The 14,241-nt window shown below is 32.1% G+C and carries 15 protein-coding genes; 12 read left to right on the top strand and 3 right to left on the bottom strand.

What is annotated here, in order from left to right; genetic code table 11:
- Nucleotides 1-23: 23 nt before the first annotated feature.
- The 3 genes from OZP10_RS09140 to OZP10_RS09150 form a co-directional block, all read right to left on the bottom strand.
- Nucleotides 24-368, bottom strand: a complete 345-nt coding sequence (locus tag OZP10_RS09140) for a hypothetical protein (protein ID WP_281634384.1) — start codon at nucleotides 366-368, stop codon at nucleotides 24-26.
- Nucleotides 369-597: 229 nt separating this feature from the next.
- A complete protein-coding gene (locus tag OZP10_RS09145) occupies nucleotides 598-906 on the bottom strand; it encodes a hypothetical protein (RefSeq protein WP_281634385.1) in 309 nt (102 codons plus the stop codon).
- A 160-nt stretch (nucleotides 907-1,066) separates the two neighbouring features.
- The gene (locus tag OZP10_RS09150) at nucleotides 1,067-2,119 is read right to left on the bottom strand and encodes a ferredoxin--NADP reductase (protein WP_281634386.1); all 1,053 of its coding nucleotides are present in this window, start codon (nucleotides 2,117-2,119) and stop codon (nucleotides 1,067-1,069) included.
- Nucleotides 2,120-2,246: 127 nt separating this feature from the next.
- Here OZP10_RS09150 and OZP10_RS09155 point away from each other — a divergent pair, with 127 nt between their 5' ends.
- The 12 genes from OZP10_RS09155 (at nucleotide 2,247) to atpG (ending at nucleotide 13,479) form a co-directional block, all read left to right on the top strand.
- Nucleotides 2,247-3,707, top strand: coding sequence for a DUF5687 family protein (locus tag OZP10_RS09155; RefSeq protein WP_281634387.1), 1,461 nt, complete (start codon nucleotides 2,247-2,249; stop codon nucleotides 3,705-3,707).
- An 81-nt stretch (nucleotides 3,708-3,788) separates the two neighbouring features.
- Complete coding sequence (locus OZP10_RS09160; RefSeq protein WP_281634388.1) at nucleotides 3,789-4,484, top strand: ABC transporter ATP-binding protein; 696 nt, start codon at nucleotides 3,789-3,791, stop codon at nucleotides 4,482-4,484.
- 174 nt (nucleotides 4,485-4,658) lie between these two features.
- Entirely contained in the window at nucleotides 4,659-7,187 is a 2,529-nt protein-coding gene (porW, locus tag OZP10_RS09165; protein ID WP_489886152.1) for a type IX secretion system periplasmic lipoprotein PorW/SprE, read from the top strand.
- Between the two features lie 12 nt (nucleotides 7,188-7,199).
- Nucleotides 7,200-7,601 (top strand): bactofilin family protein, encoded by a 402-nt coding sequence (locus tag OZP10_RS09170; RefSeq protein ID WP_281634390.1) that lies wholly within the window; start codon nucleotides 7,200-7,202, stop codon nucleotides 7,599-7,601.
- Between the two features lie 43 nt (nucleotides 7,602-7,644).
- On the top strand, nucleotides 7,645-7,806 hold the full coding sequence (locus OZP10_RS09175) for an AtpZ/AtpI family protein (RefSeq protein ID WP_420810997.1): 162 nt from the start codon (nucleotides 7,645-7,647) through the stop codon (nucleotides 7,804-7,806).
- 58 nt (nucleotides 7,807-7,864) lie between these two features.
- Nucleotides 7,865-8,257 (top strand): hypothetical protein, encoded by a 393-nt coding sequence (locus OZP10_RS09180; protein ID WP_281634391.1) that lies wholly within the window; start codon nucleotides 7,865-7,867, stop codon nucleotides 8,255-8,257.
- 118 nt (nucleotides 8,258-8,375) lie between these two features.
- Entirely contained in the window at nucleotides 8,376-9,551 is a 1,176-nt protein-coding gene (gene atpB / locus OZP10_RS09185; RefSeq protein ID WP_281634392.1) for a F0F1 ATP synthase subunit A, read from the top strand.
- Nucleotides 9,552-9,585: 34 nt separating this feature from the next.
- Nucleotides 9,586-9,783, top strand: coding sequence for an ATP synthase F0 subunit C (gene atpE, locus OZP10_RS09190; RefSeq protein ID WP_008465835.1), 198 nt, complete (start codon nucleotides 9,586-9,588; stop codon nucleotides 9,781-9,783).
- A gap of 90 nt (nucleotides 9,784-9,873) precedes the next feature.
- A complete protein-coding gene (locus OZP10_RS09195) occupies nucleotides 9,874-10,374 on the top strand; it encodes a F0F1 ATP synthase subunit B (RefSeq protein WP_095930604.1) in 501 nt (166 codons plus the stop codon).
- A 4-nt stretch (nucleotides 10,375-10,378) separates the two neighbouring features.
- Complete coding sequence (atpH, locus tag OZP10_RS09200; protein ID WP_281634393.1) at nucleotides 10,379-10,912, top strand: ATP synthase F1 subunit delta; 534 nt, start codon at nucleotides 10,379-10,381, stop codon at nucleotides 10,910-10,912.
- Between the two features lie 38 nt (nucleotides 10,913-10,950).
- A complete protein-coding gene (atpA, locus tag OZP10_RS09205; RefSeq protein WP_177211486.1) occupies nucleotides 10,951-12,528 on the top strand; it encodes a F0F1 ATP synthase subunit alpha in 1,578 nt (525 codons plus the stop codon).
- 90 nt (nucleotides 12,529-12,618) lie between these two features.
- Nucleotides 12,619-13,479: an ATP synthase F1 subunit gamma gene (gene atpG, locus OZP10_RS09210; RefSeq protein WP_281634394.1), complete on the top strand. Its 861-nt coding sequence runs from the start codon at nucleotides 12,619-12,621 to the stop codon at nucleotides 13,477-13,479.
- The last annotated feature ends 762 nt before the right edge of the window (nucleotides 13,480-14,241 follow it).

Here is a 14,241-nt window from a genome sequence, read left to right on the forward strand (position 1 = left end):
TTGGAGAAGTTTTTTTTAAAATTTTAAGCAATATTTTTGTTTAAAACATATCTTTCATCAGCATCAAGGAAAGAATATCCTATCGTTTTTCTTCTTTTTTTGTTTACTATGATGGAGACAAAATTATTTTTGTCTTCGGTTGACAATAGAATATGTTCGAATTTATTGGATGAATCTCTATAAATTTTATAAATTAAGTCGTGATCTTTAATTTTCTTAGATAAAATTTTAGCCGATTTAAGTCTACTTACATAAGGCCAAATATTAAAAATATTCGAATCTGTCTTTTTAACTTCTACCATTTTTTCGGTCAAGGTTGAATTGTATTTTTCTCTTTCAAGCAACTTTGGACCTTTTTTGTTTTTCATTTTTATAATAACTGCCAGAACGCAAAGCGAAGCAGTTACAACGAGCATAATAAATAGGTATAGATGAAAGTGTTGTACGTGAGCTGTCATGATATTTAATGTTTAAATGTTTGACAAATTTGATTTAGCTCTGAAAATTCTCAAACTATGAGATTGAGATTGCCATAATTATACCTCTAATTTAATGAAAATTCGACAATATTTTGATAAAATTTTGCTTTTATTTCAATTACAGCCAAATTTTTTCATCACGGCAGCGACGGTAAATGTAACTTTTTAGATTAGCAATGGTTTCTTGATAATTTGGTGCATCATAACCGAAGCGTTCATGTTCCATTTGTTCCTTTTCAATGGTTTCGCATCCTTTTATAACTTCTTTGATCATGTCGAGTAAAGCAAGTTCTTTATTGTCAGTTTTTTGAAATTTAAGTTCAACAATATCATCCTGAAGTTCTTCACAGTAATCAACCAGTTTCATAACTTCTGGTTCATCCAGAAGATATTCTTTGTTTCTAAAAATTTCTCGTACAGATTTCATAAACAATTAATTTTCAATTTTTTAAATTCCAAATTCCAAGTTACATCTTTGTCAAAGTTTTAAACTTTGACAAAGAGTAGAAACGCAATTAAACAAAAAAATTCCAAATCCCAATTGAAAGATTGGAATTTGGAATTTTTGATATTGGAATTTGATAAGACTAGACGTCGTCGTAATCAATATAAATAGTTTCTGATGTTGGATGTGCTTGGCAAGTTAAAATTAAGCCTTCAGCAATTTCACTATCTGTTAAAATAGAATTTTTCGTCATTTCGGCACTTCCTGCGGTAACACGCCCTAGACAGCTGCTGCAAATTCCGCCCTGGCAAGAATAAGGAGCATCAACACCTTGTTTTAAAGCTGCATCAAGAATAGTTTGTTTTTTAGACATTTCGAAAGTAGTTTCCTCATCGTCTACCAAAACAGTAATTTTTGTATGTCCTTCTTGAGAACCTTGAATTGCATGTTCTTCTGCAGAAGAGGTAAATAATTCAAATTTGATAGCAGACTCTTTTACATTTTTCTCTTTCAAAACATTAGAAACAGTATTAATCATTTCTTCTGGTCCGCAAAGGAAAAACTTATCAAATTGAAGTTCTTTGTGTTTGTTGTTTAAAACATAATTCACAGCCGATTTTTCAATTCTTCCAAATAAAGCATTTTCAGCTTTTGCTTGACTGTATACATAATGCACAAAAAATCTGCCTACATATTGCAATTGTAAATCATGAAGTTCTTGATGAAAGATTGTACTTTCAGGAGTTTTGTTTCCATAAACCAATACAAATGAACTCTTTGGCTCATTTTTAAGAACAGATTTTATGATAGAAAGAACCGGAGTAATTCCGCTTCCTGCAGCAAATGCCGCGTAATTTTTTTGTCTTTCGGCATCTGGTTCAAAAGTAAATTTACCTTCTGGCTGACCTACTTCAAGAACATCTCCTGCTTTCAGTTTTGTATTAGCAAACTGAGAAAAAAGACCATTTTTTACAGCCTTTACAGCAATTCTTAATTCGCCGCTATCAGGTGCAGAGCAAATAGAATAAGCACGTCTAATTTCTTGGTTATCAAGAGTTAATTTTAAATTGATATATTGACCAGCTATAAATTTATAGTCAGATTTTAGTTCTTCAGGAACATTAAAAAGAATAGAAACAGCATCTGCAGTTTCTCTTTTAACCTCTTTAATAATAAGTTTTAAGAATGAAGGCATGATAGAATTTTTATGCAAAAGTAGCAAACCACTATTAAAATTTTAGCACGAAATTATTTTTTTTAACTTTTTTTGTAACGTTTTCCTACATTTGGTCTCTTACTACAAAAATACTAAACCATAAACCATGATTAAGAAGTTTATTTATCTCGAATGGAAAGCTTTTATTAGATCGGCATCTTTCGGTAAAAATCTGACAATGAAAATTATAATAGGTTTTTTAATGATCTATTTTTCATTAATTTTTATTAGTATGGGAGTTGGGGCATTTTATTTGCTCAAAGAAATGAAATTGGAACCATTGGTAACCGTAAATAAATTTCTGATTTACTATTTTTTATCTGATTTAGTAATTAGGTTGCTATTGCAGTCAATTCCTGTTCTGAATATTAAGCCATTATTGGTTCTTCCTTTAAAAAAAACAACGATTGTTCATTTTTCTTTAGGCAAAACGATTTTATCTTTCTTTAACTGGATTCATGCATTATTTTTTATTCCGTTTACAGTTGTCTTAATTTTAAACGGATATGACGTTGTTCAAATTATTTTTTGGCATTTAGGAGTAATGTCAATAATCTACATTAACAATTTTCTAAATATTATTTTAAGCAATATTGACAAACTATTTACTTTGTTTTTGGTACTTATTGTGGCTTTAGGATTGGCGCAGTATTATCAATTATTTAATATTACCGTATTTACGACTCCATTTTTTCAAAGTTTTTACGACATAGACGGCCTGTTTTTAATTCCAATCCTGGTATTAATTGTATTGCACATTTTTACTTTTAAATACTTTGAAAGAAATTTATATCTCGATGCAGGACTTTCTGTAAAACAAGATGAAGCTTCTACAGAAAATCTTTCTTGGCTAAATCAGTTTGGGACTTTAGGCACTTTTCTTAAAAACGATATCAAACTCATTAAAAGAAATAAAAGATCCAAAACCACTATTGTAATGAGTGTGATATTTTTATTCTATGGATTGATTTTTTTTGGAAATACACACCAGCCACAGGCCATGCAAATCTTTGCAGGAATATTTGTTTCAGGAGGATTTCTGTTTGTTTTTGGGCAATTTGTTCCAAGCTGGGATAGTTCGTATTATCAATTAATGATGACACAAAATATTCCGTATAGAGGTTATATTACTGCCAAATGGTGGCTTATTGTTATTGCAACTTTTATCTCGACTATACTGGCTTCTTTTTATCTTCTTTTTGGATGGGAATCTTACTTAACTATTATAATTGGAGCAATCTATAATATTGGTGTAAACTCACATTTAGTACTTTTAGGCGGTGCATTTACAAAAACGCCTATTGATTTAAGTAGTGCTGGCGGTGCTTTTGGAGATAAAAAAGCGTTTAATGTAAATGCAATGCTCCTTTCGCTTCCTAAAGTTTTTTTACCAGTGCTATTATATTGGCTTGGATTACATTATGGAAATAAGACTGTAGCATTGAGCTTGGTTGCGGGAGCTGGTATCTTGGGTTTTATATTTAAAGAAAAAGTATTTTCAATAATCGAAAAGAGGTATAAAATGGAAAAGTACAGTACAATAAGTGCTTATAAACAAAAGGGTTAATTAAATAATTTGCCAATTTTAAAATGAGATAATTATCTCATTTTAAATCTAAAATCTGAAATCAACAATCTAAAAATTATTATGATACAAGTAAATCAGCTTTCAAAAATATATAACGGAACAACAGTTTTAAACATTAGCAATTTAGAAATTCCTAAAGGACAAAGTTTTGGTTTGGTAGGAAATAATGGGGCAGGAAAAACAACTTTTTTCAGCTTGCTTTTAGATCTTATTCAACCTTCTACTGGATATATAAAAAGTAATGATATTCAAGTGAATACAAGTGAAAACTGGAAATCGTTTACAGGTTCTTTTTTAGATGAAAATTTCCTTATCGGCTATTTAACGCCAGAAGAATATTTCTATTTTATTGGAGATTTAAGAAATCAGAACAAAGCAGATATTGATGCATTGTTGGCGAAACATGAAGAGTTTTTTAACGGTGAAATTTTAAAGAACAAAAAATATCTTCGTGATTTGTCTAAAGGAAATCAGAAAAAAGTAGGAATCATTGCAACGCTTATTGGAAACCCAGAAGTTGTAATTTTAGACGAGCCGTTTGCAAATTTGGATCCAACAACAGTTAGCCGATTAAAAAAAATAATTAGAGAATTAGCCGATAATCCGAATGTAACAGTTTTGGTTTCAAGCCATGATTTACAGCACACTGTAGAGGTTTGTGATAGAATTGTTGCCCTTAATAAAGGCGAGATTGTCAAAGACATTCAGACCTCAAAAGAGACCTTACAAGAACTAGAAATGTTTTTTGCTGTGTAAGAATTTCTATATTTCAAAAAGAAGCGTATTTTTACAAGTGAATATACTAAAATCAGTTTTTAGTAGTTATCTGTCTTAAACTCTTTTCTATTGAAGAAGAATACTTTTAAATATAGTTTTACTCTCGTTTTTTTATTCTTTTTGATAGCTTGTTCTACCAAAAAAAATACTTTTTTGTCTCGAAGTTCTCATTCGATTGGAACAAAATATAACATCCTTTACAACGGCGGAATTGGCCTTGACAAAGGTTTACAATCTATTCAGGCCAATAATGAAGATAATTTTTGGAAAATGCTGCCGATTGAAAAAATGCAGTTTGACGAAAATTTTTCTGAAGGTGAAAAAGCTAAAAATCCTGATTTTGAAAAAGCAGAAACTAAAGCTACAAAAGCCATCCAAAAACACTCCATGAATATTGGTGGAAGGGAAAGAAACTGGCAGATGGATGAAGCGTATCTTATGCTTGGAAAAGCTAGATATTATGATCAGCGTTTTATTCCGGCAATTGAAGCATTCAATTACATTTTATACAAATATCCAGAAAGTAATAATATTTATACCGCAAAAATCTGGCGAGAAAAAACCAATATGCGTTTAGGTAACGATGCAATCGCGCTTAAGAATATTAAAATTTTACTTAAAAAAACAGATTTAGACAAACAGACTTATGCCGATGCTAATGCCCTTTTGGCTGAAGCTTTTTTAAATCTGGAACAAAAAGACAGCGCTGTATCTAGACTTAGGGTTGCAGAACAATTTACAAAAAGTAACGAAGAACGAGCAAGATATCGTTTTATACTTGGCCAAATGTATCAGGCAGAAGGAAAACGTGACAGCGCGATTTATTTCTACGACGCCGTTATTGATTTAAACAGAAAGGCAGATCGTAAGTATATGATGCATGCTTACTCGAAAAAAGCACAGATGTTTGATTATGAAAATGGTAATCAGGATTTGTTTATTGAAGCTTATAATAAGCTGGTAGAAAATCGAGAAAACCGCCCTTACTATGATATCTTATTTTATGAAATGGGAGTTTTCTTTGATAAAAATAAAGATCAGGAAAATGCACTTTTATTTTACAATAAATCTTTAGGCAGAAAATCAAAAGATCCATATTTAATGGCTTCTGCCTACAGAAATATTGGAAATATGTATTTTAAAAATACAGATTACTCAATGGCAGCCAAGTATTATGACAGTACTTTGGTAAAACTGGATCCAAAAACCAGAGAATTCGCTTATATAGAAAAAAACAGAAAAAATCTTGACGACGTAATTAAATACGAGGCGATTGCAAAACGTAATGATAGTATTATTAAGGTATACAACTTACCGCCGAACGAAAAGAAAGATTATTTTGAAAACTATATAGCTGAACTTAAAAAGAAAGATGAAGCAAAACGTCTTTTAGAAGAAAAAGAAAAAGAGCGATTAGCCAATATTGATCGAAATTCCCAAGCAGAGTTTTCAGGAAACGGAGCCGTCAATCCTAATTCTTTAGGTAAACCAGTAGAACCAGAAGGAAATGGAATGCCTCCAGGAAGTAACGATAATGCAAGTACATTTTACTTTTATAACCCAACAACGGTTGCTTACGGAAAACTGCAATTTAAAAAAATGTGGGGAAGCAGAACAATGGGCGGAAATTGGAGATTGGCAGGAGTTCGATCTGCAAACGATGCCGCTTTGAATGATACTATTAATACGAAAGAAGTTGCCAACGCACTGAAAGATACCATTGTTCCTGAAAAATATACTGTAGCCTATTATGTAGAACAACTTCCAACTTCGCAAGAAGCTATGGATAGTATTGGTAAAGAACGTAATTTTTCATACTATCAATTAGGACTTATATATAAGGAGAAGTTTAAAGAATATAATCTGGCTAGTGACAAACTAGAACAGTTGCTTCAAAATAATCCAGAAGAAAAACTGGTGCTGCCTTCTATGTATAATTTGTATAAAATTTATCAAATTACAAATCCAGCAAGAGCAGAAGCTATTAAATCAGAGATTTCTTCGAAATATCCAGATTCGAGATATGCCCATATTTTAAATAATAAAGAAGACGATCCAAATTCTAGTCCCGATAAAGAATATCAGAAATGGTATAAACTTTTTGAAGAAGAAAAATTCGACGAGGTCCTAGCCAATATTGATAACCTGATTAACCAATATTCGGGAGATGATATCGTATCGAAATACGAATTGCTAAAAGCCAATACTTTAGGAAAAGTAAATGGATTGGAAGCATATAAAAAAGGTCTTGAAAATGTAGCAGACAATTATCCAAATAGTGAAGAAGGTAAAAATGCAAGAGAAATTCTAGAAAAACAAGTGCCAGTTCTAGAAAAACTTAGTTTTACAACAACCGATACTAAAAATTGGAAAATATTATATCGTGTTTCTAAGAACGATACAAAAGCGGTTAAAAGAATTGAAGAAGCAATCAGAGTATTTTTATTAGTTGAAAATTACGAAAGATTAACAACATCTTTGGATAAATACAATAAAACAGAAAGTTTTGTAGTTATTCATGGTTTAAAATCTGAGGCTTACGCAAATGATATTGCTGGAGTTTTCAGAGATGATAAGAAATATAAAATCCCAGATCAAGCAATAATAATATCAAATGATAATTACAAAATCGTTCAAATCAAAAAGAATTTGGACGCATATTTGACCCCGAAAACCCCTTAAATCTTAACCGCCATGTTTGAAAAAGTAAAGAAAAATGGAACTGAACAATTAGGAAGAACAAATAGAATTGTAGAAGGAACATCAATAGTAGGAGACATAGTCTCTAAAGCCGATTTTAGATTAGACGGCGAATTGATTGGAAACTTTACTTCACAAGGCAAAATCGTGATTGGGGCCAAAGGAGCTGTTAAAGGAGAAATAATTTGTAACAATGCTGATATAGAAGGAGAATTTCATGGTAAAATAAAAGTTCTTGAAACTCTTAATATTAAATCTACTGCTCAAATTCATGGAGAAGTGGCAGTAGGAAAACTTTCGATAGAACCAGGAGCCGACTTCACAGCAACCTGTACCATGCTTACCCATTCAAATCCTGTAATCATGTTAGAAGATGGAAAAGGAACCGAACAATAATAGGAGAAATAAATGGCTGGCATTTATTAATATTCCCTTTCAAATGGGAGTAATCATTTTTGTGTTTTCCTATTTCGGAACTTGGCTTGATGAGAAACATCCAAGCCCCAAAGTTTATTACAATACCATTTTTGTGCTAGTGGGTGTTGGAGTTGCATTGTATAATGTAATCCGACAAGTAAATGATATCAATAAAACAAAGTAGTTTGTAAATAAAAATCGCTTGAGATAAAAATTGCATCTTTGCACTAAAATTATTTCAAATGCTTTCAAAAAATTACAAACCATTTTTTTACTTGTTATGTCTTGCTTTAGGAACTTATATTATCCATAAAGCTGTTTTTTTATTCAGTGAAATTAATACGCAGCACTTTCATTATAGTTTAGAATTACTGTATTTATCTTTCTTCGCGATTTCATCTTTATTATACTTTATATTGTTAATAGTAAAAAAGAAAAATTTTGAAATCGTCGGAATGACGTTCCTATTCGGAACTTTTACACAAATGTTATTAGCCTATTTAGTTTTGCAGCCAATTTTAAAAAATCAAATTGGAGAAACCAATGTTGAAAAAGTCAGTTTTTTTATAACATTTGTGTTGTTTTTGTTATTTCAGACGCTTTTAACTGTCCGATTATTAAATGAAAAGCCTTAAAATAACAATTCTTTAAAACAAGGTTTAAAAATAATTTTTCATATCCTTTTGAATATTAATAAAAAATGTACCTTTGCACCAAATTTTAGAAACGTAAAAAAATAAGATTTTCCAAGATATGGTGATTTCAAACAAACCACTCAGCTTTATTCTTGCTGCTTTTGTAGCTTCTCTACCGATTATGGGTTTTGCAAATCCAGAGAATGACTCGACGCATGTACAAACTGAAACTGCTCACGAAGAGAAAGTAGTTTCACATAATGCTCACGAAGAGGGAGAGCATGTTGCTCTTGATCCAAAGGCAAAAGTGGATGCATTTATTGATCACCACTTACAAGATTCTCATGACTTTGTTTTCTTCCAGGATGAGAAAGAAAACAAACACTACGGTTTTCCATTACCAGTTATTTTAATTGATGGTGGTTTAAAAGTTTTCTCTTCTTCAAAATTCCACTTCGGAGAAACAGTTGCAGAAGTTGACGGAAACTTCTACAAATTAGTTCACGGTAAAATTTACAAAACAGATGCAGCCGGAACAATTACTTTTAATGAGCACGGTCATCCGGAAAATGAAAAACCATTAGATTTTTCAATTACTAAAAATGTTGTTTCAATGCTTTTCGTATCAGTATTATTATTATTAATGTTTACTGGATTAGCAAGATCATATAAAAAAGGACCAATCCCAACTGGATTTGGTAGAGTTTTAGAACCATTAGTAATTTTCATCAGAGATGAAATTGCTGTTCCAAATATTGGAGAGAAAAAATACCGTAAATATATGGGTTACCTATTAACTGTATTTTTCTTTGTTTGGATTCTAAACTTATTAGGAATGACTCCGCTAGGAATCAACGTTACAGGAAATATTGCTATTACAGTTTGTTTAGCAGCCTTTACATTTATCATTACTCAATTTAGTGCTAACAAAGATTATTGGGGACACATCTTCTGGATGCCAGGAGTACCAGTTCCAATGAAAATTATCTTAGCTCCAATTGAGATTTTAGGAACATTAACAAAACCATTCGCATTATTAATTCGTTTGTACGCAAACATTACTGCAGGTCACGTAGTAATTATGAGTTTGATTGCAATGATTTTTGTTGGAAAGAATTTAGCAGCAGATTTGCCAATCTCATTAGGATTGACATTGTTTATTTCTGTTATTGAAATTCTAGTTGCATTTTTACAAGCGTTTATCTTCACAATGTTATCATCATTGTTTATTGGTATGGCTGTTCAGGATCATGATCACGCTCACCACCATGAAGACGAAACAGCGATTATTTAATTTTAGAAGTTTAATTTTATATATATAAATACTTATGGGAACAATTCCAACTTTAGTAGGTGCTGGTTTAGTAGTAATCGGTGCAGGTTTAGGTTTAGGTAAAATCGGTGGATCTGCTATGGACGCTATTGCTCGTCAGCCAGAAGCTGCTGGTAAAATCCAAACTGCGATGATCATTATCGCTGCTTTATTAGAAGGTTTAGCATTCGCTGCTTTAATCTTAGGAAAATAATAAAGAAAAAAATAACAGCATCTTTAACGGTTGGTTAAAGATGTTGTTACTTTAAAAACAGAAATTAAATATTTAATATAGTTATATAAAATGGATAAGTTAATTAACGATTTTTCATTCGGATTATTCTTCTGGCAAGCTTTAATCTTGGTAATATTAATTTTACTTTTGGTAAAATTTGCTTGGAAACCAATTATGGAGTCTATTACTGCAAGAGAAGAAGGTATTAAAAATGCATTACTTTCTGCTGAAAATGCAAAGAGAGAAATGGAAAACTTACAAGCTGACAATCAAAGAATTTTGAATGAAGCTCGTGCTGAACGTGACGCGATGTTGAAAGAAGCTCGCGAAATGAAAGAGAAAATGATTGCTGATTCTAAAAACGAAGCTCAAGAAGCTGGTCAAAAAATGATTGATCAAGCAAAAGCGGCTATCGAAAGCGAAAAGAATGCTGCAATGGCAGAATTGAAATCTCAAGTTTCAACTCTATCTTTGAGTATTGCTGAAAAATTATTGAAAGAAGAATTATCTAACAAAGAATCTCAAACTAAATTGGTAGAGAAATTGTTAGGTGACGTAAAGTTAAACTAAGATTATGGCAAGTACAAGAGCAGCAATTCGTTATGCAAAAGCAATTCTAGACTTAGCAAACTCTAAAGGTGTTGCCGAAGTTGTCAATAACGATATGAAATCAATTGCACACGCAATTGAGACTAATGAAGAATTGAGTACATTTATTCAAAACCCAACAACAAAAGTTGAAGTTAAAGAAGGTGCTCTTTTAGAAGTTTTTGCAGATGCAAATGGAGTAACAAAAGGATTATTCCGTTTATTATTCGAAAACAAAAGATTTGAAATTCTAGATGCAATTGCACTAGAATACAATAAGTTATTTGATGAAAATAATGGTGTTGAAGTAGCGAAAGTTACAACAGCGATTCCAATGGATGCGGCTTTAGAAGCTAAAGTTTTAGCAAAAGTTGCAACTTTATCAGATAAAAAAATTACAATTGAAAATATAGTAGATCCTTCAATCATTGGTGGATTTATTCTGAGAATAGGAGATAATCAATACAACGCTTCTGTTGCAAACAGATTACAAGTATTAAAAAGAGAGTTAAGTAATTAGTTTTTATAACACAAAAAGTGTCTAAATTATAAATTAAGATGGCGGAAATCAAACCTGCTGAAATTTCAGCAATATTAAGAAAGCAAGTAGAAGGTTTTGAATCTGGTGCTACGCTAGAGGAAGTAGGAACAGTACTTCAAGTTGGAGACGGTATTGCTCGTGTTTACGGGCTGTCTAATGTACAATATGGAGAGTTAGTGGAATTTGATAACGGTATGGAAGGTATCGTATTGAATCTTGAAGAGGATAATGTTGGGGTTGTATTGTTAGGACCATCAACTGGACTTAAAGAAGGATCTACTGCAAAAAGAACTCAACGTATTGCTTCTCTTAAAGTAGGTGAGCAAATGGTAGGACGTGTTGTTAACACTCTTGGTTTTCCAATTGATGGAAAAGGACCAATCGGTGGAGACTTATACGAAATGCCATTGGAAAGAAAAGCACCTGGTGTTATCTTCCGTCAGCCAGTAACTGAGCCATTACAAACAGGAGTAAAAGCAGTTGATGCTATGATCCCAGTTGGTCGTGGACAGCGTGAGCTTGTAATCGGTGACCGTCAAACAGGAAAATCTACTGTTTGTATCGATACAATCTTAAATCAAAAAGAATTTTACGATGCAGGAAAACCTGTATTCTGTATATATGTTGCAATTGGACAAAAAGCTTCAACTGTAGCAGGAATCGCAAAAATGTTAGAAGAAAAAGGAGCAATGGCTTATACAGTTATAGTTGCTGCTAATGCTTCTGACCCAGCTCCAATGCAAGTTTATGCTCCATTCGCTGGTGCGGCAATTGGAGAATACTTTAGAGATTCAGGTCGTCCAGCTCTTATCGTTTATGATGACTTGTCTAAACAAGCTGTTGCTTACCGTGAGGTTTCTCTTTTATTAAGAAGACCACCGGGACGTGAGGCTTACCCTGGAGACGTTTTCTACTTACACTCTCGTTTATTAGAGCGTGCTTGTAAAGTAATCGCTGATGATGGTATCGCTAAAAACATGAACGACTTACCAGATTCTATCAAATCTATCGTAAAAGGTGGTGGTTCTTTAACTGCTTTACCAATTATCGAAACTCAAGCTGGTGACGTTTCTGCATATATCCCAACAAACGTAATCTCTATTACAGATGGTCAGATCTTCCTTGACGGAGATTTGTTCAACTCTGGGGTTCGTCCTGCTATCAACGTAGGTATTTCTGTATCTCGTGTTGGAGGTAATGCTCAAATTAAATCAATGAAAAAAGTTTCTGGAACTTTAAAATTAGACCAAGCTCAATTCCGTGAATTAGAAGCTTTCGCTAAATTTGGTTCTGACTTGGATTCTGTTACTTTAAACGTAATTGAAAAAGGAAAAAGAAACGTTGAAATCTTGAAACAAGGTTTAAATGATCCTTATCCTGTTGAAAACCAAGTTGCAATTATTTACGCTGGATCTAAAAACTTATTAAGAAACGTTCCTGTAAATAAAGTAAAAGAATTTGAAGCTGATTTTATCGCTTACTTAAACAGTAAACATAAAGATACGCTTAACGCGTTGAAAGCTGGTAAATTAGATGACGCTATTACAGACGTTATCGAAAAAGCAGCAAAAGAAATTTCAGCAAAATATAACTAATTAGATAATTGGTAAATTAGATAATTAGAAAATGTTCCATCATTATTCTAATTATCTAATTTTAAAATTGTCACATTTTCTAATTAATAGATGGCAAATTTAAAGGAAATCCGTAATAGAATTACTTCCGTTTCATCGACGATGCAGATTACATCGGCTATGAAAATGGTTTCTGCTGCAAAGCTGAAGAAAGCACAAGATGCAATCACTGCAATGCGTCCTTATGCCGAGAAATTAACGGAGTTATTGCAAGATCTTTCGGCTACACTTGAAGGTGAAGTAGGAGGAGATTACACTACACAACGTGAAGTAAAAAAAGTATTGTTAGTAGCTATAACTTCAAATAGAGGTTTATGTGGTGCTTTCAATTCAAATATTATTAAAGAGATTAAAAACCGTACTGATTTTTATGCTGGAAAGCAAGTTGATGTTTTTGCTATTGGTAAAAAAGGAAACGACGCTTTAAGCAAAACTCATAAAGTTCACGGTCATCATAATGCAATTTTTGATCATTTGACATTTGAAAATGTTGCTGGAATTGCAGATGATTTGACGCAAAAGTTTTTAAGTGGAGAATACGATAGAATTGAGTTAGTTTACAATCAGTTTAAAAATGCTGCAACTCAAATTGTTCAAGTAGAACAGTTTTTACCGTTAGCTCCTATTAGTACTAGTGTAGCAGCTTCTTCTGGAGATTATATTTTTGAACCAGGAAAAGAAGAAATTGTATTGACTTTAATACCTAAGTCTTTAAAAACACAATTGTATAAAGGAATCCGTGATTCATTTGCTTCTGAGCATGGAGCACGTATGACTGCAATGCACAAAGCAACAGATAACGCAACTGAATTAAGAAACCAATTGAAATTAACTTATAACAAAGCTCGTCAGGCTGCGATTACAAGTGAGATTTTGGAAATTGTTGGTGGAGCAGAAGCTTTAAATGGATAATCGTAATTCCATTACTATATAAAAGAAAAGCCAGCGTTAGCTGGCTTTTCTTTTTATTGGAAGTTTTATTCTTTTTTAAAAATAACTTTTATAAAATGGTGATTCTCAAATTACAGTTAAATTGAGAATCACTACCATTTTATAAAAATAGACAGATAACTCTGCGTGCTTTGTCTTTCATGGGAACAAACTAGCTTTATTAATCCCAATGCTCTGTTTTTTTAAGGGTTACAATACAGCAGAATCAATCCCTTGTGCTTTGTCTTTTATGGGAACAAACAAGCTTTATTAGTCCCAGTGCTCTGTTTTTATTAGGGTTACTGCAGCTGAATCAATCCCTTATGCTTTGTCTTTTATGGGAACAAACAAGCTTTATTAGTCCCAGTGCTTTCTTTTTTTTGAAGGGTTGTTTCTAGCTTTCTCATTCCCTTTGAAACAAATTTAAAAAAAGACTGTTAAAAAAATGTTACATAATTTTCATGTGTATTTTATATATTTCACATGTTATGTTAAAAAATCGTATAATTATCTGTAGGTAAGTAATTTAATGAAACATTACCGCTGTTTCTCTAGTTTTGCCCAGACATTCCTCAGTTTTAGTCTGCCATCAAGAAGTTGTTAAAGCAAGTGCTTTTACTTAAAACGTATAAAATCTGAATTTATTTTGCGTAGTTATAATTAACGAATGTTAAATTAGTTAAATATATGGAAGATATGAATATGTAAACGACACAGATTCTTTCATGATTATATTTTGAGTAT

The organism is Flavobacterium luteolum (genome assembly GCF_027111275.1).
Lineage (GTDB): Bacteria > Bacteroidota > Bacteroidia > Flavobacteriales > Flavobacteriaceae > Flavobacterium > Flavobacterium luteolum.